Annotated in this window: 20 protein-coding genes; 13 read left to right on the forward strand and 7 right to left on the reverse strand. The window is 56.6% G+C overall.

Annotation, left to right across the window (positions count from 1 at the left end; translation table 11 throughout):
* Positions 1–26 precede the first annotated feature (26 nt).
* A complete protein-coding gene (locus J7382_RS05520; protein WP_209067877.1) occupies positions 27–728 on the reverse strand; it encodes a PAS domain-containing protein in 702 nt (233 codons plus the stop codon).
* 260 nt (positions 729–988) lie between these two features.
* On the opposite strand from J7382_RS05520, the gene J7382_RS05525 reads away from it, so the two are divergent.
* From J7382_RS05525 to J7382_RS05575, 11 genes are all read left to right on the forward strand, one after another.
* Positions 989–1,879 carry a YicC/YloC family endoribonuclease gene (locus tag J7382_RS05525; RefSeq protein WP_247744858.1) on the forward strand — a complete coding sequence of 297 codons (891 nt, stop codon included), beginning with the start codon at positions 989–991 and terminating at the stop codon, positions 1,877–1,879.
* A 4-nt stretch (positions 1,880–1,883) separates the two neighbouring features.
* Complete coding sequence (gmk, locus tag J7382_RS05530; protein WP_209067879.1) at positions 1,884–2,525, forward strand: guanylate kinase; 642 nt, start codon at positions 1,884–1,886, stop codon at positions 2,523–2,525.
* Positions 2,525–3,052: a gamma carbonic anhydrase family protein gene (locus J7382_RS05535; RefSeq protein WP_209067881.1), complete on the forward strand. Its 528-nt coding sequence runs from the start codon at positions 2,525–2,527 to the stop codon at positions 3,050–3,052. Before gmk ends, J7382_RS05535 begins: the two co-directional genes overlap by 1 nt.
* 107 nt (positions 3,053–3,159) lie before the next feature.
* Positions 3,160–4,245: an ATP-binding protein gene (locus J7382_RS05540; RefSeq protein WP_209067882.1), complete on the forward strand. Its 1,086-nt coding sequence runs from the start codon at positions 3,160–3,162 to the stop codon at positions 4,243–4,245.
* A gap of 152 nt (positions 4,246–4,397) precedes the next feature.
* Positions 4,398–5,435, forward strand: a complete 1,038-nt coding sequence (locus J7382_RS05545; RefSeq protein WP_209067883.1) for a substrate-binding domain-containing protein — start codon at positions 4,398–4,400, stop codon at positions 5,433–5,435.
* A gap of 86 nt (positions 5,436–5,521) precedes the next feature.
* Positions 5,522–6,994, forward strand: coding sequence for a phosphate ABC transporter permease subunit PstC (gene pstC, locus J7382_RS05550; protein WP_209067884.1), 1,473 nt, complete (start codon positions 5,522–5,524; stop codon positions 6,992–6,994).
* A complete protein-coding gene (gene pstA / locus J7382_RS05555; protein WP_209067885.1) occupies positions 6,991–8,328 on the forward strand; it encodes a phosphate ABC transporter permease PstA in 1,338 nt (445 codons plus the stop codon). The genes pstC and pstA overlap by 4 nt, the downstream gene beginning before the upstream one ends.
* A 17-nt stretch (positions 8,329–8,345) precedes the next feature.
* Positions 8,346–9,143 (forward strand): phosphate ABC transporter ATP-binding protein PstB, encoded by a 798-nt coding sequence (pstB, locus tag J7382_RS05560; RefSeq protein WP_209067886.1) that lies wholly within the window; start codon positions 8,346–8,348, stop codon positions 9,141–9,143.
* Between the two features lie 14 nt (positions 9,144–9,157).
* Positions 9,158–9,853 (forward strand): phosphate signaling complex protein PhoU, encoded by a 696-nt coding sequence (phoU, locus tag J7382_RS05565; protein ID WP_058240797.1) that lies wholly within the window; start codon positions 9,158–9,160, stop codon positions 9,851–9,853.
* 22 nt (positions 9,854–9,875) lie between these two features.
* Positions 9,876–10,565 (forward strand): phosphate regulon transcriptional regulator PhoB, encoded by a 690-nt coding sequence (phoB, locus tag J7382_RS05570; protein ID WP_209067888.1) that lies wholly within the window; start codon positions 9,876–9,878, stop codon positions 10,563–10,565.
* A gap of 470 nt (positions 10,566–11,035) precedes the next feature.
* On the forward strand, positions 11,036–11,800 hold the full coding sequence (locus tag J7382_RS05575) for a LuxR family transcriptional regulator (RefSeq protein ID WP_209067890.1): 765 nt from the start codon (positions 11,036–11,038) through the stop codon (positions 11,798–11,800).
* A gap of 943 nt (positions 11,801–12,743) precedes the next feature.
* Here J7382_RS05575 and tsf read toward each other — a convergent pair.
* Together tsf and rpsB are read right to left on the reverse strand one after the other, a co-directional pair.
* Complete coding sequence (gene tsf, locus J7382_RS05580) at positions 12,744–13,619, reverse strand: translation elongation factor Ts (RefSeq protein ID WP_209062716.1); 876 nt, start codon at positions 13,617–13,619, stop codon at positions 12,744–12,746.
* 75 nt (positions 13,620–13,694) lie between these two features.
* Positions 13,695–14,465 carry a 30S ribosomal protein S2 gene (rpsB, locus tag J7382_RS05585; protein ID WP_209067892.1) on the reverse strand — a complete coding sequence of 257 codons (771 nt, stop codon included), beginning with the start codon at positions 14,463–14,465 and terminating at the stop codon, positions 13,695–13,697.
* 349 nt (positions 14,466–14,814) lie between these two features.
* Here rpsB and J7382_RS05590 point away from each other — a divergent pair, with 349 nt between their 5' ends.
* Positions 14,815–15,429 carry a glutathione S-transferase gene (locus J7382_RS05590; RefSeq protein WP_209067894.1) on the forward strand — a complete coding sequence of 205 codons (615 nt, stop codon included), beginning with the start codon at positions 14,815–14,817 and terminating at the stop codon, positions 15,427–15,429.
* A gap of 55 nt (positions 15,430–15,484) precedes the next feature.
* On the opposite strand, the gene J7382_RS05595 is transcribed toward J7382_RS05590, so the two are convergent.
* The 3 genes from J7382_RS05595 to J7382_RS05605 form a co-directional block, all read right to left on the reverse strand.
* The gene (locus J7382_RS05595; protein ID WP_348540005.1) at positions 15,485–16,309 is read right to left on the reverse strand and encodes a lysophospholipid acyltransferase family protein; all 825 of its coding nucleotides are present in this window, start codon (positions 16,307–16,309) and stop codon (positions 15,485–15,487) included.
* Entirely contained in the window at positions 16,306–17,085 is a 780-nt protein-coding gene (locus J7382_RS05600; protein ID WP_209067896.1) for a GNAT family N-acyltransferase, read from the reverse strand. The genes J7382_RS05595 and J7382_RS05600 overlap by 4 nt, the downstream gene beginning before the upstream one ends.
* A gap of 122 nt (positions 17,086–17,207) precedes the next feature.
* Positions 17,208–17,390, reverse strand: coding sequence for a DUF3553 domain-containing protein (locus J7382_RS05605; RefSeq protein WP_058240805.1), 183 nt, complete (start codon positions 17,388–17,390; stop codon positions 17,208–17,210).
* 28 nt (positions 17,391–17,418) lie between these two features.
* Between J7382_RS05605 and J7382_RS05610 the strand changes: the two genes are divergently transcribed.
* Positions 17,419–18,015 carry a histidine phosphotransferase family protein gene (locus tag J7382_RS05610; RefSeq protein WP_209067898.1) on the forward strand — a complete coding sequence of 199 codons (597 nt, stop codon included), beginning with the start codon at positions 17,419–17,421 and terminating at the stop codon, positions 18,013–18,015.
* Between the two features lie 82 nt (positions 18,016–18,097).
* On the opposite strand, the gene J7382_RS05615 is transcribed toward J7382_RS05610, so the two are convergent.
* Positions 18,098–19,396 (reverse strand): glutamate-5-semialdehyde dehydrogenase, encoded by a 1,299-nt coding sequence (locus J7382_RS05615; RefSeq protein WP_348540013.1) that lies wholly within the window; start codon positions 19,394–19,396, stop codon positions 18,098–18,100.
* Positions 19,397–19,421 lie beyond the last annotated feature (25 nt).

A 19,421-nucleotide genomic window follows, 5' to 3' on the forward strand; every position in this document is an offset into this window, starting at 1 on the left:
CCTTTTTTCGGTTGTCCCAGGTTCTCCTAGGCGTCGGTTGCCACCACACGCAGGTGTGGGTGCTTTGTCGGAATGAGGCGTGGCATGTCATCAGCTGCCGCACCTGTCTTGCGCAGCGGTGCCTTCAGGCTTGGCGCTGGCAAAGTAATTTTGTTGTGTTGCACCGCATCGCTGCTGATGAGGCGTTTGGCACTGCCGGGCACGTCAATGCGACGCAGGAAACTGCCTTCCAGATCAAAACGCTGAGGCGTACGACCACGGTCCCCTTCACAGGTGATGGCCCCCAGAATGCGGTTTACCTCGCCATTGTCGCTGCGCAGAGGCAGAAGCATCATTTCCGCCTGCAGACCACTGCGCCCAAAGGGGCGAGAGGTGGAGAGTTCCAGACGGCCAATGGCCGGAGCCGCAAAGACTTTTTCCAGAGCTTCGGAGAAATTCTCACGGGACTCGCCATTGATCAGAGAGGACATTGGCATGCCGCGCATGTCCATGCCCATGACATCGGTCAGCGTGTTGCAGGAGACCCGAAGCCGGGCCATGCCTGGTGCAATGCGCTCCAGAATGAATGCGTGCTTGAGAACCTTTTGAATGCTGCGTGGATCCACTTCGCTACGGTATGGGATGGGATGCCCGTCACGCAGACCTTCCCAGTAGCTTTTGACATCTTGCATGACCGCGATGCTGTGCACCTTGGCTGCGCTGGATTTACCGTCTCCAAAAATTCTCACAACTTTTCCCCCCGGAAAAATATCTCTTGGTGCGCTGTCTTGCGCGGTGACCTTCGATCGGTGTGTGTCAGGCGCCTTATGTGCTGGCCCACTGGCGTGCCGGTTCAGAAAGTCGTTTACAACTCGTAAAACAGTTATGTCACATTTTAGAGGATTTGCGATAAAAAATGATTTGAATGGTTAACCGCTTGATCCGTTAACATTGCTCTTCGCGCCAGAATAGATTTAGCTGCGCGGACATAAAATGGCAGGAGGTGCCTTTGCTGGAGTCGATGACTGGATACGCCACCCTGAAGGGGGACGCCCTTGGGCACAGCTGGACATGGGACATGCGCAGTGTGAACGCCAAGGGGCTGGATTTGCGGCTGCGGGTGCCGGATTGGATTGAAGGGCTGGAGCCTGCGGTGCGTGGTGCGCTGTCCAAAGCGCTTGTGCGGGGCAGTGTGAACCTGTCGCTGCGTGTTCAAAAGGACGAAGAGCAGGGCGCGCTGGCGCTCAACAAGGTGCAACTTGCCGCCGTTCTCAATGCGCTGAAGGCCGCAGAGGACGCCGCCGCAGAGGCGGAGGTGGCACTGGCGCCCACACGGGGCAGTGACCTTCTGGCGTTGCGCGGCGTGTTGGAAACGGCGGTGGAAGACACCGACAGCAAGGTCTTGATGGCGCAGATCACCGCGCAACTGCCCGCCTTGCTTCAGAGCTTTAAGGATATGCGACAGGCTGAGGGGCAGGCGCTGGAGACTGTGCTTTTGGATCAATTGGCGCAGATTGAGGCTTTGACGGCGCAGGCGGCGGAAGTTGCAGAGGCGCGCCGGGCCGAAAGTGCCGCTGCGCTGCGCAGCAATATGGAACGGGTGCTGGAAAATGCCGACGCTGTTGATGAAGCGCGCCTGGCCCAAGAACTTGCGCTGCTGGCGGTCAAAGCGGACGTCATGGAAGAGATTGATCGCCTGAAGGCCCATGTCGCCGCCGCGCGCAGTTTGATTGCCAATGGCAGCCCCATCGGACGCAAGCTTGATTTTCTGATGCAGGAATTCAACCGGGAGGCCAATACGCTCTGCTCCAAAGCGCAATCTGTGGATTTGACGCGGGTCGGTCTGGACCTTAAAGCCGTGATCGACCAGATGCGCGAACAAGTTCAAAACGTGGAATAAGACAATGACTGACAGACGCGGCCTTCTCATCATCCTGTCCAGCCCCTCGGGCGCAGGCAAATCCACTCTGGCAAAGCGGCTGATGGCCTGGGATCCGGGGCTGGCGTTTTCGGTCTCTGCCACAACCCGCGATCCGCGCCCCGGTGAGGAACATGGGCGGGAGTATTACTTCATGTCCGAAGAAGACTTCAAAGGGCAGGTGGCCGAAGGGCAGATGCTGGAACACGCCCACGTCTTTGGCAACTTTTACGGCTCGCCAGCGGGCCCGGTGCGTGAGACCATCGAGAGCGGTCAGGACGTGCTGTTTGATGTGGACTGGCAGGGCGAAATTCAGATCCGCAATTCCGATCTGGGCAAACATGCGCTGTCGATCTTCATTCTGCCGCCCTCCATTGTGGAGCTGCGCCGCCGTCTGGAAACCCGCGCACAGGACAGTGCGGATGTGATCGCCAAACGTATGCTCAAGAGTTGGGATGAGATCAGCCACTGGGGCTATTATGATTATGTGCTGGTCAATGATGATCTGGACGAGACCGAGGCCAAGCTGAAAACCATTGTGGAAGCGGAGCGCATGCGCCGTATTCAGCAGCCGATGTTGCAAAATCATGTGCGTGATCTGCAGGCACAGTTTGAGGAGATGTCGTGATGCCGCTCTATGCGCTTGAGGATATTACACCCAGATGTGATGCGAGCAGCTGGGTTGCACCGGATGCCAATGTGATTGGCAATGTGGTGCTTGAGGCGGAGAGTTCTGTCTGGTTTGGCTGTACGCTGCGCGGGGACAATGAAGAGATCCGCATTGGGGCTGGCTCCAATGTGCAGGAAAACTGTGTGATGCACACTGATCCGGGATTTGGGCTCACCATTGGGCAGAATTGCACCATCGGCCATAAGGCGATGCTGCATGGCTGCACGATTGGCGACAACAGCCTGATCGGCATGGGGGCGACCGTGCTCAATGGCGCAAAGATCGGCAAGAACTGTCTGATTGGGGCAGGGGCGTTGATCACCGAGGGCAAAGAGATCCCGGATGGCAGTCTTGTGATGGGGGCGCCGGGTAAAATTGTGCGTCAGCTTGATGACGCGGCGATCACGGGGCTGACGCAATCCGCACGGCATTATCAGGCCAATGCCCGCCGTTTCCGCACGGGACTGCGACAGATCGACGAATAATGTCGCGCGCGCCCTGTTGAGTGTCATAAAACCGTTACGTTTAAGCGGTTTGTGGCACGGATGGGTGCCGTTCTGACGGTGCGAAGAGGGCATTTGGAGAACATCACATGCAGCGCGACTTCTATAAAAACTATCTGGAAGGCATCCCGCTGCCTGCGATGCTGGTGGACAGCCGGGCGCGTATTGTGGCTGGAAATGGGTTGGCGGTGTCGCTCAACCCGCATGCCGACCAGGATCGCCCGCTGATTTTGGTGTTTCGCCAGCCAAGCCTCAATGAAGCTGTGGCCGCCTGTCTGCGTGATGGCAAGGCGCATCGAGCCATCTATCTGCACAGCGATGGGCCGCAGGAGCACCGATATGATGTGAACTGTGCCCCGGTGAGCCTGCCTGCGCAGGCAAGTGATCGCGGTTTGCGCCTCTCAGGCGGCGGTGTCAGCGCGACCGGGGTGCTGATCTGTTTTCAGGACGTCACAGAGGTGCAGCAGCTTGATCAGATGCGGCGCGATTTTGTGGCCAATGTCAGCCATGAGCTGCGCACCCCTTTGACCGCTATTCTGGGCTTTGTGGAAACCCTTCAGGGACCTGCACGGGGGGATCCGGCGGCCAGCGACCGGTTTCTGTCGATCATGGCCACGGAAGCAAGCCGGATGAATCGTCTGGTGGGAGATCTCTTGTCTCTGAGTCGGGTTGAGGAAGTCTCCCGTATGCGGCCTACGGATCCGGTGGATTTGGATCAGGTCATTCGGTCGGTCATCCAGAACCTGTCCACCATGGCCTCAGAGGCCGGCTGTGATCTGGTCTATGAGCGCGCGCGCAGCGAGGCCATTGTGCCCGGTGACGCCGATCAGCTTTTGCAGGTGGTCACCAATCTTGTCGAAAATGCCGTCAAATATGGCGGATCGGGCACGACCGTGACAGTCACCCTTGAAGATACCAACGAAGGTGTGGGTGTGCGCATGCAGGGCTATGCGCTGTCTGTATCTGATAATGGGCCGGGCATCGACAACTCACATATCGCACGGCTGACCGAACGATTCTATCGCATCGACTCGCATAGGTCGCGCGAAATGGGCGGAACCGGACTCGGGCTGGCAATTGTGAAACATATTGTAAATCGACACCGCGGTCGGATGCAGATCGACAGCATTCTTGGAGAAGGTAGTGTTTTCAAGGTGTTAATACCGGATCATTAACCTGTCGTTGGGAATTTTTTTGTCCGGCTGACACAGTTTTGGGGTGACTGTCATATAGCTGTTACATACGTGTCACAAAAGCTTCGAACAGGCTGTTTAGACCCCGGCAGGAGACTGCCAACGAACAGTCTGGATCAAATGGAGTTACACTTATGTCCGTCAAACTGACTGCCTCTGCTCTGGCCATCGCGGCCGTTGCTGCCACATCCGCTGCCGCACGTGACCAGGTTCAGGTCGCCGGTTCTTCCACCGTTCTGCCTTATGCTTCCATCGTTGCCGAAGCTTTTGGTGAAAACTTTGATTTCCCAACTCCAGTTGTTGAATCCGGTGGGTCCTCTGCAGGTCTGAAGCGTTTCTGCCAAGGTGTTGGCACCGAGCACACCGACGTTGCAAACGCCTCCCGCAAAATCCGCGAGAAAGAAATCAAAGCCTGCGCAGAAAACGGTGTGACCGACATCATCGAAGTGCGCATCGGCTATGACGGCATCGTATTTGCCTCCCAGCTGAACGGTCCTGAATACACCGCCTTCACCCAGTCCGACATCTTCAACGCACTGGCCCCAAAAGTGATGGTGGACGGCAAGCTGGTCGATAACCCACACAAAAAATGGTCCGACTTCAACTCGGATCTGCCAGCCGAAGACATTCTGGCCTTCATCCCAGGCACCAAGCACGGCACCCGTGAAGTGTTCGAAGAAAAAGTTGTGGCTGCTGGCTGTGAAGCAACCGGCGCATTCGAAGCCATGATCCACGCGGGCATGTCCGAGGACGACGCAGAAGACGCCTGCCTGGCAGTGATGTCTGACGGCCGTGCCGTGGACATCGACGGTGACTACACCGAAACTCTGGCCTCCATCGACGCCAACGCAAACGGCATCGGCGTATTTGGTCTGGCCTTCTATGAAAACAACACCGACAAGCTGAAAGTGGCCACCATGGCAGGCGTTGAGCCTTCCACCGAAACCATTTCCACCGGTGAATACCCAGTGTCCCGCCCGCTGTTCTTCTACGTGAAGAAAGCGCACATCGGCGTGATCCCTGGCCTGAAAGAATATGCTGAGTTCTTCATCTCTGATGAGATCGCAGGCGGCGACGGCCCTCTGGCCGAGTATGGCCTCGTATCCGACCCAGCTCTGGTGGACACTCAGGAAGCTGTTGCTGCTGAGCAAACCATGGGTTCCGGCAGCTAATCTGACCGCAGTATGACAACTGAAGAGGCGGTGCAGGTCGCCGCCTCTTTTCACTTTTGTCTTTATTGGAAGACTTTGGGGGACCGATGCCCGTCTTATGGCTCTGTTTGATTGTACTGGCGATTGCGATCGTCGGTTTTGTGTTGGGGCGTCAGCGCGCCCTTGCCAGTGCTGCGGGTGATGTCCGCCAGTTGCATTCCTTGCCGAACTATTACGGCTGGAATGTCTTCATGAAGGTCTCTGTTCCGGCGTTTGGATTGATGGCCCTTTGGCTGATTGCACAGCCCATAGTGATCCAAAGCAACATTTCCGGGATGATCCCCGATACAGAAATTCGCGAAGGCTCCAACATCAATCTGGTGATGGCCGAGGTGCGCCGCACCGCCACCGGGCTTGAAAATGCCGTTGCGCTTGGCGCGATCAGCGAAGACATGGCCTCTGATGCCAATGCAGACACCACCGATATGACCGCCCGTCTGAAGGACGCCGGTCAGGTGGTGACCAGCACCATTACGCAGCCCATTCTGGCGGCCGCGCAGGCATACCGCAGCATGACCGCTACTGGCGCGCTGCTGATGACCACTCTTGTGGTCGCTGTGGCGATTGGGGCCGGTGCGGCGGCATTTATGCAATCCCACAAAGACTTCAAAGCGCGCAATGTGGTTGAGAAAGGCATTCTTGTGATGCTGGTGGCGGCGGCCTCGGTTGCGATCCTGACAACCATCGGCATCGTGCTGTCGCTGGTGTTTAACACCATCGAGTTCTTCCAGCTTTATCCTGCGATTGATTTCTTCACGCTGCTGGAGTGGGCGCCAAGCTTCTCCGGGCGCGGTGGGGCCTCGGAGCTTGGTATTCTGCCGCTGCTGTGGGGCACGCTTTACATCTCGCTGATCGCCTTGCTTGTGGCGGTGCCGGTTGGGTTGTTTGCCGCGATCTACCTGTCAGAATATGCGTCGCCCTATGTGCGGGGCATCGCCAAGCCCATGCTGGAAATCCTCGCAGGGATCCCGACCATCGTCTACGGTCTGTTTGCTTTGCTGACCATCGGGCCCATGCTGGTCTCTGTGTTTGGTCAGGAGGGCGTTGGCTGGATGAGTGGCGGGCGCTCTGTGATGACGGCGGGCATTGCCATGGGCATCATGCTCATCCCCTTTGTCAGCTCGCTGTCAGACGACATCATCAACGCTGTGCCTCAGGCCATGCGCGATGGCTCTTATGGGCTGGGCGCGACACAGTCTGAAACCATCAAACAGGTGATCCTGCCCGCCGCTTTGCCGGGTATCGTGGGTGCCATCCTACTGGCCGCAAGCCGCGCCATTGGGGAGACCATGATTGTGGTGATGGGGGCAGGGGCCGCAGCACGGCTGTCGCTCAACCCGTTTGAAGCCATGACCACCGTGACGGCCAAGATTGTGTCTCAGCTGACCGGTGACTCCGATTTTGCCTCACCGGAAGCGCTTGTGGCTTTCGCCCTTGGCATCACCCTCTTTGTCCTCACGCTGGGTCTCAATGTTCTGGCCCTCTATATCGTGCGTAAATACCGGGAGCAGTACGAATGACCGACGCAAGTCATCCCACAGCAGGTTCGCTGCACACCGTTGATGCGCGCACCAAGAAACGCAACGCCTCTGAAAAGCGCTTTCGCGCCTATGGAATTGCCGCCATCGCCACCGGGATCCTCTTCCTGCTGGTGCTGCTCTATGCGATCCTCACAAGCGGCATGGGCGCGTTCCAGCAGACCTTCATCAATGTGCCGGTCTATCTGGATGCGGCTAAGCTCGACAAAAAGGGTGAACGTAATATTGATGACATTAAGAAAGTGTCAACTTTTGGCTACAACCCACTGATCCAAAAGGCTGTTTTGAAAGCGGTCGAAGAGGCCGGCATTGACACACCTCTGACCAAATCCAAACAGATGAAGGCGCTGATTTCTGCCTCGGCGGCAGGTCAGGTGCGTGACGCCGTGATCGCCAACCCGGATCTGATTGGTCAGACTGTGGAATTTCGCTTTCTCGCCTCAAGCCGTGTGGACGGCTATTTGAAGGGGCGCGTGCATCGTGAACATCTGGCGCGCGACAAGAACATTGATGCCGAACACCTTGATATCGTTGATGGTCTTTTGGACGCCGGCGTGATGAAAAAATCCTTCAACAAAGATTTCATCTTTGGCGCAGACGCCTCTGAAAGCCGCGCGGAGCAGGCCGGTATTGGTGTCGCCATGATCGGCTCGTTCTTCATGATGATGGTGGTGCTGTTCCTTGCCCTGCCTATTGGGGTGGCGGCCTCGATCTATCTGGAGGAATTTGCACCGAAAAACCGTTGGACGGATCTGATTGAGGTAAACATCTCCAACCTTGCCGCAGTGCCGTCGATTGTCTTTGGTATTCTGGGGCTGGCTGTGTTCATTCAGTTTGTGCATCTGCCACAATCCGCACCTCTGGTGGGGGGGCTTGTTCTGACGCTGATGACTTTGCCGACGATCATCATCTCCACTCGCGCCTCTTTGAAATCCGTGCCTCCCAGCATCCGCGATGCGGCACTTGGGGTAGGGGCCTCAAAAATGCAATCGGTTTTCCACCACGTGCTGCCACTTGCCGCGCCGGGCATTCTGACCGGCACCATCATTGGTCTGGCGCAGGCTCTGGGGGAAACCGCGCCGCTGTTGCTGATCGGGATGGTGGGCTATATCGCCTCCAACGCGCCAGATGGTGTGATCAGCGGCCTGATGGATCCGAACTCGGCCATGCCGGCCCAGATCTATGAATGGGCAAAACGCGCCGATCCGGCCTACTATGAACGAGCCTGGGGCGGGATCATCATTCTCTTGATCTTCCTGATCTCCATGAACACTCTCGCAGTCATCCTGCGCCGCCGGTTTGAACGCCGCTGGTAAGCCAAGGACAGTAATCCATGTATGATATCGCAAAATTGGGGACCGACGTGGACCAGAATACGACCAAAATTTCGGCCCGGAATGTACAGGTGTACTACGGTGACACACATGCCATCAAAGACGTGAACGTCGAGATTGGCGCACGCTCTGTGACGGCCTTCATCGGCCCCTCCGGCTGTGGCAAATCCACCTTCCTGCGCTGCATCAACCGCATGAATGACACCATTGATGTGTGCCGCGTGGAAGGCGACATCCTTATTGATGGTGAAGACATCTACGACAAACGCGTTGACCCTGTTCAGCTGCGCGCCAAAGTGGGCATGGTGTTTCAGAAGCCCAACCCGTTTCCCAAGTCGATCTATGACAACATCGCCTATGGGCCGCGCATCCACGGCCTTGCCAAAAACAAGGCGGATCTGGATGAAATCGTCGAAAAATCCCTGCGCCGTGGTGCGATCTGGAATGAGGTGAAAGACCGTCTGCATGCGCCGGGCACCGGCCTGTCCGGTGGTCAGCAACAGCGTCTGTGCATCGCACGGGCCATCGCGACCGAGCCAGAAGTGCTTTTGATGGACGAGCCTTGTTCTGCGCTTGACCCAATTGCGACGGCGCAGGTGGAAGAGCTGATTGATGAATTGCGCAATCAGTTTTCTGTGGTGATCGTGACGCACTCCATGCAGCAGGCCGCCCGCGTGAGCCAGAAGACCGCGTTCTTCCACCTCGGCAATCTGGTGGAATATGGCGACACCTCGCAAATTTTCACCAACCCGCAAGATGAACGCACCGAAAGCTACATCACCGGCCGGATCGGCTAAGGAGACCCTGGACCATGAACGATCAACACATTCTCTCTGCCTTTGACCGCGATCTGGAGGGCATTCAGGCCAACGTCATGAAAATGGGCGGGCTGGTTGAGGAGGCCATCGGTGAGGCTGCCATGTCGATGCAGAACCGCGACGAGGAACTGGCAGCACATGTGATCAAGGGCGACAAGGCCGTGGACGGCCTTGAAGATATGATCAACGAACAATGCGCCAACCTGATTGCGCTGCGTGCGCCTGCGGCGGTGGATCTGCGCGTGGTGCTCTCAGTGATGAAGATTGCGGGCAACCTGGAGCGTATTGGCGACTATGCCAAAAACATGGCGAAACGCACATCGGTGCTGGTGCATATGGAACGCGTCGAAGGCGCACACAGCTCACTGCGCCGTATGGCACAGGAAGTGCAACACATGCTGACCGATGTGCTGGATGCCTTTATTCAGCGCGATGTGGAGCGCGCCAAGGACGTGCTGGAACGTGATCACAATGTTGATCAGATGTACAATGCCTTGTTCCGGGAATTTCTGACCTTCATGATGGAAGATCCACGCTACATCACGCCCTGTATGCATTTGCATTTCATGGCGAAAAACACCGAGCGCATGGGCGACCACGTGACCGCGATTGCCGAGCAGGTGATCTATCTGGTGACTGGCTCCATGCCTGAAGAAGCGCGCCCGAAGGCCACACGCCTGGACGCTTAAGATCGTTTGAGAGACAAAGAAGATGGCAAAAGATCACCCCACAGTGCTCGTTGTCGAGGATGAACCCGCACAGCGCGAAGTTCTGAGCTACAACCTTCAGGCAGAGGGCTTTGACGTAGAAGCCGCCGCCGATGGCGACACGGCGCTTTTGATGGTGCAGGAAGTGTTGCCGGACATCATTGTCCTAGACTGGATGCTACCCGGCACCTCGGGCATTGAAATCTGTCGCCGCCTGAAAACCCGTGCGGAGACCAAGGATATTCCGGTGATCATGCTCTCGGCACGATCGGAGGAAGTGGATCGCGTGCGTGGGCTTGAAACCGGTGCGGATGACTATGTGGTCAAACCCTATTCGGTGATGGAACTCATGGCGCGGGTGCGCAATCAGCTGCGCCGTGTCCGTCCATCCTCAGTTGGGCAGACCCTCAGCTATGAAGACATTGTGCTGGATGCAGAAACTCATCGCGTGACCCGCTCGGATGCGGCGCTGCGGCTTGGGCCAACGGAGTTCCGCTTATTGGCGACCTTTATGGAAAAGCCAGGTCGAGTCTGGAGTAGAGAACAGTTGCTGGACCGTGTCTGGGGCAGGGACATCTATGTCGACAGCCGGACTGTTGACGTCCACATCGGACGCTTGCGTAAGGCGCTTTGCGTGCATGGCGGAGATGATCCTCTGCGCACAGTGCGTGGCGCGGGCTACGCGCTCGGATGAGTTCCTGAAGCGTTTCAGGTTTTAGTTACAACATCGCGCAACATGAATGTTCGGAGAATGCCGTTGGCATTACAGGGTAGTCCTGTCTCAATCGAAGCCAGAAACGCTATAGATGAACGGCATTCGTTGAGCCTTTATCAGGATGAGGTCACTCAGGTTAGGATCGGGTTGCGGGATTTCCGAAAGGGATCCCGCAATTTCATTATTGGCTCCGCTTATAGGTGAGCACGTCACGCCAAAGCCCTCCAAACAATATTCGCATAATTGGTATTATGGTAATTTAAATACCATCGTGAGCCAACCGTGAATCCCTTCCTGACCATCTGGACAGTCTGGTAAGGCATACTATACCTTTTTACGTAGTTCATGGGGATGAATGACAACAACTTAGCAGTGAATTCACCCTTTAAGACAACGTGCCACGACGGGCTGCGCAGATGTAATCTGCGCTTGAGTGATTGAGACAAGTTATGGATTCCACAATGGATTACATCGAAGAAGTGATGAACCAGAGCAGCCTTGAGGCGCTTTGGGAGATGCATTGCGCAAAGATGGCATCGTTTGGCTTTGACAAGATCATTTACGGCTACACCAACTACCGCAACGGCACCTCGCTCGGTGATGCGGATGATTTCTTTGTTCTCTCCAATCACCAACGTGATTATCTGGATCGCTTCATCGGCGATGGTCTGTACTTTGACGGGCCGATGATGAAATGGTCGCTTGAAAACTCCGGCGCACAAAGCTGGAGCATCGTAAAACAAGCCTACAAGGCCGGAAAACTCACGCCAAAACAGCTGCGGGTGTTTCAGGTGAATCAGGAATACGGCCTGCATGCCGGCTACACTGTGAGCTTCCCAACCGTGTCGTCGCGCACCAAAGGTGCCATTTCTCTCGGCGCTCATGAGAATTACAGCCAAGAAGCCATCGATGCCATGTGGGAGAAATCGGGCCGCGAAATAACGCTGATCAATAATGTGACACATCTGAAAATCCAGTCCCTGCCCTACAGCAACCCAGAGCGTGAACTCACCAAGCGACAGCGCGAGGTTCTTGAATGGGTTGGCGACGGAAAAACCATTCAGGACATCGCACTTTTGATTGAACGTACACCTGCAACTGTCGAGAAACATTTGCGTTTGGCGCGTGATGCTATGAACGTAGAGACCACAGCGCAGGCGCTTTTGAAGGCGTCCTTCATGCACCAAATTTACTTGCTAGAAGGTCAAAACTGACGCATAATAGCGTCAATAGTAAGGTTACCCTGACTTGTTGATTGGATGTCAGGATGACAGAATTGAATTGTTCCGTGAGTGGTGGCTTTGGCCTTTGGAACAAATCGGCTCTGATCTTCGCAATTTCGAAGCTCTCTGGGTCGACCGGTAATCAACCCGGACGTTGGCATGGGATGTATTTTCATACCCATGCTGACACTTTTCGGTGGCCTCCCCATCCCCATGTTTTGGAGGCCCTTTGGAAAGAGTGGCGTCACCTTTTTTAGGTGGCGCCGTTTTTCTTTGTGAAATGGCTTTTGCACTGAGCACAAGCAAAGATCGGAGCGACGTTGGTATGTTGCATACCCGGTAGAAATGTCACCTTGGATGCAACGCGAGCGAGGTTTTTAAGCCGGTAGACATGATATATTGAAGGGTTGAAAAGCCTTGCCGGGGGGCAGCTCAATCATAAATTCTATGTCGATGAATTTGAGCGAGGAACGCGAATTTGCCTTGTGGTGATAGTCTGATTTTGGTGCATCTAGCGTTTTGGCCCATGCTGGTCGTGCTGATGGTCGTCATCGCCCGGCACAACAGTTTCGGCCTAAAAGACGCGCTCCTGGCGGCGGTAGGTATGAAGAAGTTCGAAAGAACGCTTCCGATCAATGTCCTACACGCTTTGACCATCTTGCTACCGATTGGTGTCGCGGTTTGGATCGTTCAACCCTGTCTGGCTTGAGCTGCCCATTCTGACCGCCGCTGTTCATAGCAGGCTTCCATCTTTGTAGGTCGCCCTGACGGGCGGCGTTCGGTCTTCTGGTAGCCGTTCTTTGCGCTGACAGGATTGACTTTGGCGGCGGCGCGTTCTCCTGTTCTGCCTTGAACACCGATGAACCACACGCAAGCAAAACGCCGCCCAACACATGTTGGACGGCGTTTGAAGATCGTGTGATTTGAGCAGGGCTTAGCCCTGAGCCGCTTTGGCCACTTCTGCTGCAAAGTCTTCTTCTTTTTTCTCGATGCCTTCGCCCACTTCCATGCGGACGTAGCCAACGATTTCCGCACCTGCTTCTTTGGCAGCTGCTTCAACGGTCAGGTCAGGGTTGATCACGAAGTTCTGGCCCAGCAGGGTCACTTCGGACATGAATTTCTTCATGCGGCCCACGATCATCTTCTCGATCACCTGCTCCGGCTTGCCGGATTCACGTGCGATCTCGATCTGAACGTTTTTCTCTTTTTCAACGATGGCCGGGTCGAGGTCTGCTTCGCCCAGAGCCTGCGGGTTGGCCGCTGCGATGTGCATGGCAACCTGCTTGCCGAATGCTTCGTCGCCGCCTTTCAGCGCCACGAGAACACCGATTTTGCCCATGCCGTCGGTCGCCGGGTTGTGCACGTAGGAGGTCACAACGTCACCTTCCACAGACGCCATGCGGCGCACGGACATGTTTTCACCAATGGTGGCAACAGCGTCGGTGACGGTTTCTTCAACGGTCTTGCCGCCCAGGTCCGCTGCTTTCAGCGCGTCAACGTCAGCAACGTTGATTGCTGCGCCAGCGATTTTGGCAACCATGGACTGGAAGTCAGCGTTTTTACCAACGAAGTCGGTTTCGGAGTTCACCTCAACGGCAACACCTTTGCCACCTTCAACGGTGACAGCCACCAGACCTTCGGCTGCGGTACGGCCGGATTTCTTGGCCGCTTTTGCCAGGCCTTTGGTGCGCAGCCAGTCGATTGCTGCTTCCTGATCGCCATCGGTTTCGGTCAACGCTTTTTTCGCGTCCATCATGCCTGCGCCGGTCATCTCGCGCAGTTCTTTAACCATTGCTGCTGTGATCGCCATCTGTGGCTCTCCTCGTCAGAATTCGGATTGTGGGGGCGGGTGTACCCTGCCCCCATGTCAGATTTGTAACGTCGCTTACGCGTCTGCTGCGGCTTCTTCGGCCACGGCTTCTTCAACCGGAGCTTCGAATTCGCCCAGATCAACGCCTGCGGCGCCCAGCTGTGCGGTCATGCCGTCCAGAGCAGCGCGGGCTGCGAGGTCACAGTACAGGGAGATCGCGCGGGATGCGTCGTCGTTGCCTGGGATGATGTAGTCAACGCCGTCTGGGGAGCAGTTGGTGTCAACCACAGCCACAACTGGGATGCCCAGTTTGTTGGCTTCGGCGATGGCCAGTGCTTCTTTTTTCACGTCGATGACGAACAGCAGGTCAGGAACGCCGCCCATGTCGCGGATACCGCCAAGAGAGGCTTGCAGCTTCTCCTGGTCGCGCTCGATGCCCAGACGCTCTTTCTTGGTCAGGCCTTCTGCGCCGGATGCCAGTTTCTCGTCGATCTCTTTCAGACGGTTGATGGACTGGGAAACGGTTTTCCAGTTGGTCAGCGTGCCGCCGAGCCAGCGGTGGTTCATGAAGTACTGAGCGGATTTCTCTGCTGCATCTGCGATCGGCGCTGCGGCCTGACGCTTGGTGCCAACGAAGAGAACGCGGCCGCCTTTTGCAACGGTGTCACGAACAGCCATCAGAGCCTGGTCCAGCATTGGAACGGTTTGGGTCAGGTCCATGATGTGGATGCCGTTGCGGGAACCGTAGATGAACGGGCCCATGCGTGGGTTCCAGCGCTGTGTTTGGTGACCAAAGTGAACGCCAGCTTCGAGCAGCTGACGCATGGAGAACTCGGGAAGAGCCATGCTATTTTCCTTTTCCGGTTTACGCCTTGGCGGGGAGAAGTGAGAGCGCCCTGAACTCAGGAAAACTCCAACCGGCGGACCGACAGGGATGTCTCCCCTGCCCAAGCCCAAACCCCGCCTGCGGGTTTGAATGCCGCGCGTTTACAGCAGGTTCCCAAAGCTTGCAAGCCCTGAGTGACGGGGCTTTGGGGCAATCCGACGCATTTCCGTCGGGACCGGGGTTGACCTCAGCCTACAAGGGATCAGGTTGAGACAGATGCATGGCCATTTCAACGGCGCCATATCGGCTGCGGGGGCGTGATACCAACGTAAGCCATGCGCAGCAAGCACGGACTAAGGATCTGTTTTCATGATTAAACTCTACCATCTCAACAAATCGCGCTCGCTCCGGATTATGTGGCTTCTGGAAGAAATTGGACAGCCCTATGAACTCTGCGCCTATCATCGGGACAGCGAGACATTTCTGGCACCTGATGCGTTGAGAGAGATCCATCCGCTTGGGAAAGCGCCCATGCTGGAGATTGACGGCCATCTGATCACGGAATCTGCCGCCATTGTGGAAGTGCTTTGTCAGAGATTCGCACCCCATATGCTGCCCGATGCCAGTGATGAGGCGGCCAGTCTGGCGCATCTTCAACTGATGCATTTTGCCGAAGGCTCCGCCATGACGCCGCTTTTGCTGGGGATTTATACCAGCCGTCTGGGGGAGGCCGCCGCCCCCTTGCATCCGCGCATCCAATCAGAAACTCAAAGCCATTTTGCCTATATGGAAAGCCTGATCCGACCCTCAGGGCATTTTGTACTGGATCAATTGTCAGCAGTGGATGTGATGATGCTGTTTCCTGCGCAGGCCGCCATCCATCGGCTTGGACTTGCCGCCGCCTTCCCTAAACTGGCCGCCTTTGTTGCATCCATTGAGGCGCGTGAGGCGTTTCAGAAAGCGGCGTTGCGCGACGAAGGTTAACCGATGTGGCGTGTCATCAGGGCCATGTGACATGGCCCTGCCCCGTGCGCCGTTTTTACATAGAGGTCTCAAGTCCCGCACGGACCAAATTTTCTGCGGCGCGCGCCAAAGCTTTGCGATCCGCAAAATCAGCCACTTTTAGTGGCGCGTGGTAGGTGAGTGTCACCGCGCCCTGCCGCTTAGCCGCCAGAGTGCTCAGCAGGTGCGGACCAAATTCCATATCACCCCACCACCCATAAAAGCGCGGCTCGGCACCCTTTGGCGCGTGATAGCGCACGGTCACCGGCTGAATGATCATGTCCTCTTTCAGATTTGGATCAAAGAAGGCTTGAAACAGCGTTGTTTTGAACGGCAGCACGCGCAGGCTGTCGCTGCTGGTGCCTTCCGGGAAAAACAACAGCTGGTGCCCTGCCCGCAGCCGATCCTCAAACAGTTCTTTATGCGCCCGCGCCTCACGCCGGTCACGTCGGATGAACAGGGTGCCTGTGGCCCGCGCCAGCCAGCCGATGCCGGGCCAGTTGGCCACTTCAGCCTTGGAGACAAAATAGACCTGCTGCGGCGCGTTCAGCGCAAAGATATCCAGCCAAGACGCATGATTGGCCACCACCGCGCCCTGATCGCGGATGGGCGTGCCCTCTGTGGTAAAGCGGATGCCCAGCAGGCGGAAGGCATTGCGACAGACAAACTGTGTGATGTAGGGCGTCCATGGCCGGCGCAGCCCAAAAAGCGGTTTTTCGATCACGCGCAGCAGCAGCAAGAGCGCAAGGCAGCCGAAAACCAATAGCGCCAGCGGCAGGCCGCGGATAAGGGCGCGCAAAGCCCCCATGAGACCGATCCTATGGCTGATCGGATAGCCTTCGTCACCTTCCCAGGTACTCACAGTTTGCGCCCTTTGGTATAGAGCGCGCGGTTTTTCTCATTCATACGCGCTGTGTCGAGGATCAGGCAGACATCGGTGGTGTTAAAGGCGTGGTCAAGATAGGCGCCCTCCCCCACAAATCCGCCAATCCGCAGATAGGCCTTGATCAACGGCGGCACCGCCAACATGGCCGCGCGGCGGTCAATCTGATCTTCTGGAATGAGATCCATGGGTTCAAACACCTCTTTCTGCGCGCGCGTGCGGATGTCTTTGGGGGCAAGGTGGCGATGATGCAGCAGCGAAAGTGCGGCGGCATGCGCATTTACATCGGTGCCGTGAAAACTCGCCACACCAAAAAGAATGTCGATGTCATGTTCGGACACATAGGCCGCCAGCGCACTCCAGAGATGAAACATGCCCACACCGCCGCGATAGGCGGGCAGCAGGCAGGATCGCCCCAATTCCAGCAGGCGGCGGCCCGAGGCCTTGAGCGCGGTAAGATCATATTCATCTTCGGAATAGAATTGCCCAATCTGGACGGCCTGCTCTTCGCGCAGCAGACGGTAAACCCCCACGACCTGATCCAACGGATCGGATTTAAGCGCATTGTCGCGCAGGATCAGATGATCGAAATAGGCGTCAAAACGATCAATTTCGAGCCGGGCGTCATGATCGACCATATCCCCATCGGCGCCCAGTTCCTCGACAAACACGCGGTAGCGCAGGCGTTGCGCGGCCCTCAGCTCTTCCTCAGTCGTGGCAAGCTTAACCTGAAATTCCGGCACATGTGCGCTCATCGCCCCACCGTGTCCTCTTTGTTTTGATGCGTTTTAGGCAGGCGACGCTCAGAAATCAACCAAGCGACAATCTGCGCATGCATTCATAGATTTTTCACGCAATACACGATTTGTTAACCAAATCAGACGTCTGATGCGGGCATGAGCATGACACGCGTGCCATCCAAGACGACCTTACCCGCGTCCCGGAAATTGACGGTGATTTTGCCGCCGATGTTGGATTGAACCTGTCCCAGCCCCCAATCGGGTTGATCCGGATGGGTAACCAGCATACCGGGTTCCAAAAAGGCGTTCAGATCTTGCATGGGGCGCTCGTCGCAAAAGGGAATACAGATGTCACATAGTACGGATTTCGCCGCATTGGTAGGGTCACGGATTTGCCACGACCTGATCAGCCCCGTAGGCGCAATTGGAAATGGTTTGGAACTACTGTCGTTAACAGGGGACGCCAAAGGGCCAGAGATGGACATGATCTCTGACAGCGTGAACAACGCAAATGCGCGTATTCGCCTGTTTCGAGTGGCCTTTGGTCAGCCGGGCGATACGCAGATGGTCGGCGAAGCGGAAATTCAATCTATTCTTCAGGGACTTGCGCCCAGTTCTCGCGTCTCCACCTACTGGGAAGTGGACGGTGCGGTGCCGCGCTCTGAACTGCGCCTCGCCTTCTTGGGGTTGATGTGTTTTGAAAGCTCGATGCCCTTTGGCGGGAGCATCACAATCACACGTGAGGGAGAGGGCTGGTTCCTGCTGGCCGAAACGGAAAAATTGCGTGCTGACCCTGATCTGTGGGAGCCGGTGGCAAAAGGCGATGTGCCAGAGGGGCTGGTCCCGGCAAAAGTGCAGTTTGGCCTGCTGCCGGTGGGCGCCAAAATGCTGGGGCGGGATTTGAAAGTGGATCTCAATGAGGTGAGTATTGAGATGCGCTTCTGATTAACCCATCTTTAACAAATAGATAGGGCGCCCTGTTAAGGCGCCCTTTTTCATTTTCACAGTGCCTAGAGATCAGATCGCCTCAGGAACGGGTCGCGCCATCCCCTTCGACCAGATATTTGAAGCTGGTGAGCTGTGCCGCGCCAACAGGACCGCGCGCGTGCATTTTGCCGGTGGCAATGCCGATTTCTGCGCCCATGCCAAATTCCCCACCGTCTGCAAACTGCGTGGAGGCATTGCGCATCAGAATGGCGCTGTCGAGCCGCTCAAAGAACCGCGCTGCTGTCGCATCGTCTTCGGTCAGAATGCAATCGGTGTGATTGGAGCCATATTGGCGGATATGCGCAATGGCCCCGTCAACATCAGGCACCACTTTGGCAGCGATATCCATATCCAGATATTCTTTGCCCCAATCCTCAGAGGTGGCCGCCGTGGTGCCTGCGATCTTTTGCAGAGTCTCATCCGCATGCACTCGCACGCCGGCGTCCAGCAGCATTTGAATGAGCGCCGCGCCCAGCGTTTCTGCGAGGCTTTCATGGATCAGCAGACATTCCGCCGCGCCACAGATGCCGGTGCGACGGGTTTTAGCGTTGAGCACCACATCCAGGGCCTTTTGCGCATCGGCAGCCGCATCAACATAGATGTGCACGATGCCTTCAAGATGGGCAAAGACCGGCACGCGCGCCTCGCGCTGCACGAGGCCCACGAGGCCCTTGCCGCCACGTGGCACAATCACATCCACGGTGTCCACCATGGTCAGGAGTTCCTGCACCGCGGCACGGTCACGGGTGGGCACCAGTTGAATAGAGGCTTCTGGCAGGTCAACGGATTTCAACCCATCAACGAGGCAGGCATGAATGGCACCGGAGCTGTGAAAGCTTTCAGAGCCGCCACGCAGGATCACGGCGTTGCCGGACTTCAGGCACAGCGCGCCCGCGTCTGCGGTCACATTGGGGCGGCTTTCATAAATCACGCCAACCACACCCAACGGCGTGCGCACGCGGCGGATGTTGAGGCCGGAGGGCATATCCCATTCGGTGAGCACTTCGCCGACAGGATCATCCTGTGCAGCGACTGTGCGCAACCCGGTAACGATGCCGCCGATGCGGTCTTCATCCAGCATCAGGCGATCCATCATGGCGTCAGACAAGCCCTTGTTACGGCCAAATTCGAGGTCTTTTTTGTTCGCCTCAATGATCTCGGCACGACGGGACCAGACCGCATCGGCGGCGGCCTCAAGCGCGGCGCGTTTCACCTCCGGCGGGGCAAAGGCCAGCTCCGCGCTTGCCGCTTTGGCTTGCGCGCCAATCTGGGCCATCAGGGCGGGGATATCTGCGATGTCTTTCATCAGATCTGTCCTTTGTGGGTTACGATATGTGATCAGAGTTTCGCCTTCGGCGAGGATA

The sequence above is a fragment of the Shimia sp. R11_0 genome (assembly GCF_017744035.1).
Classification (GTDB): Bacteria; Pseudomonadota; Alphaproteobacteria; order Rhodobacterales; family Rhodobacteraceae; genus Shimia; species Shimia marina.

Excerpts from the sequence above, each read along its gene's own strand:
- gmk (WP_209067879.1), top strand. The coding sequence starts at position 1,884 with ATGACTGACAGACGCGGCCTTCTCATCATCCTGTCCAGCCCCTCGGGC.
- J7382_RS05535 (WP_209067881.1), top strand. The coding sequence starts at position 2,525 with ATGCCGCTCTATGCGCTTGAGGATATTACACCCAGATGTGATGCGAGC.
- J7382_RS05540 (WP_209067882.1), top strand. The coding sequence starts at position 3,160 with ATGCAGCGCGACTTCTATAAAAACTATCTGGAAGGCATCCCGCTGCCT.
- J7382_RS05545 (WP_209067883.1), top strand. The coding sequence starts at position 4,398 with ATGTCCGTCAAACTGACTGCCTCTGCTCTGGCCATCGCGGCCGTTGCT.
- pstC (WP_209067884.1), top strand. The coding sequence starts at position 5,522 with ATGCCCGTCTTATGGCTCTGTTTGATTGTACTGGCGATTGCGATCGTC.
- pstA (WP_209067885.1), top strand. The coding sequence starts at position 6,991 with ATGACCGACGCAAGTCATCCCACAGCAGGTTCGCTGCACACCGTTGAT.
- pstB (WP_209067886.1), top strand. The coding sequence starts at position 8,346 with ATGTATGATATCGCAAAATTGGGGACCGACGTGGACCAGAATACGACC.
- phoU (WP_058240797.1), top strand. The coding sequence starts at position 9,158 with ATGAACGATCAACACATTCTCTCTGCCTTTGACCGCGATCTGGAGGGC.
- phoB (WP_209067888.1), top strand. The coding sequence starts at position 9,876 with ATGGCAAAAGATCACCCCACAGTGCTCGTTGTCGAGGATGAACCCGCA.
- J7382_RS05575 (WP_209067890.1), top strand. The coding sequence starts at position 11,036 with ATGGATTCCACAATGGATTACATCGAAGAAGTGATGAACCAGAGCAGC.
- tsf (WP_209062716.1), bottom strand. The coding sequence starts at position 13,619 with ATGGCGATCACAGCAGCAATGGTTAAAGAACTGCGCGAGATGACCGGC.
- rpsB (WP_209067892.1), bottom strand. The coding sequence starts at position 14,465 with ATGGCTCTTCCCGAGTTCTCCATGCGTCAGCTGCTCGAAGCTGGCGTT.
- J7382_RS05590 (WP_209067894.1), top strand. The coding sequence starts at position 14,815 with ATGATTAAACTCTACCATCTCAACAAATCGCGCTCGCTCCGGATTATG.
- J7382_RS05600 (WP_209067896.1), bottom strand. The coding sequence starts at position 17,085 with ATGAGCGCACATGTGCCGGAATTTCAGGTTAAGCTTGCCACGACTGAG.
- J7382_RS05605 (WP_058240805.1), bottom strand. The coding sequence starts at position 17,390 with ATGCAAGATCTGAACGCCTTTTTGGAACCCGGTATGCTGGTTACCCAT.
- J7382_RS05610 (WP_209067898.1), top strand. The coding sequence starts at position 17,419 with ATGTCACATAGTACGGATTTCGCCGCATTGGTAGGGTCACGGATTTGC.